This is a genomic window from Ensifer sp. LC11 (assembly GCF_001695835.1).
Classification (GTDB): domain Bacteria; phylum Pseudomonadota; class Alphaproteobacteria; order Rhizobiales; family Rhizobiaceae; genus Ensifer.
The window spans coordinates 1-633 of record NZ_MBSO01000062.1 but is presented as its reverse complement, the minus strand read 5'-3'; the positions used below and the strand labels follow the sequence as shown (position 1 = coordinate 633).

The following is a 633-nucleotide window of genomic DNA, read 5'->3' as shown; positions in this document are numbered from 1 at the left end:
CAGCACCTCGCCGGCATGAAGGACAGCAAGGTCATCGTCGCGATCAACAAGGACGAAGAGGCGCCGATCTTCCAGGTCGCCGACTACGGCCTGGTTGCCGATCTCTTCGAGGCTCTGCCCGAATTCGAAAAAATGCTTTGAAACGCACATGTTCGAGATGATTGAACTCTCCGAGCGCGAGAGTATGGAGTTCGACGTCGTGATCGTCGGCGCGGGACCTGCCGGTCTTGCGGCCGCAATCCGACTGAAGCAGGTCAATCCGGAGCTGTCGGTCGTGGTGCTGGAGAAGGGCGCCGAGGTCGGCGCGCATATCCTCTCAGGCGCGGTCGTCGATCCGATCGGCATCGACCGGCTGCTGCCGGGCTGGCGCGAGGAGGCTGACCATCCGTTCAAGACCGAGCTCAAGGACGACCACTTCCTGTTCTTGGGCCCGGCCGGCTCGATCCGCCTGCCGAACTTCCTGATGCCGCCGCTGATGAACAATCACGGCAACTACATCGTCTCGCTCGGCAACGTCTGTCGCTGGCTGGCAAGCCATGCGGAAGCGCTCGGCGTCGAGATCTATCCGGGTTTTGCCGCCACCGAAGTGCTCTACAACGACGAGGGTGCCGTCATCGGTGTCGCCACCGGCGA

1 protein-coding gene and 1 pseudogene are annotated in these 633 nt (G+C 62.4%); both read left to right on the top strand.

Annotation, left to right across the window (positions count from 1 at the left end):
• A pseudogene (locus tag BBX50_RS29560) lies at nt 1-141 on the top strand (electron transfer flavoprotein subunit alpha/FixB family protein); the annotation flags it as partial.
• A gap of 7 nt (nt 142-148) precedes the next feature.
• Nucleotides 149-633 (top strand): NAD(P)/FAD-dependent oxidoreductase (locus BBX50_RS26810; protein ID WP_139108852.1); only part of this gene is annotated, 485 nt, incomplete at its 3' end.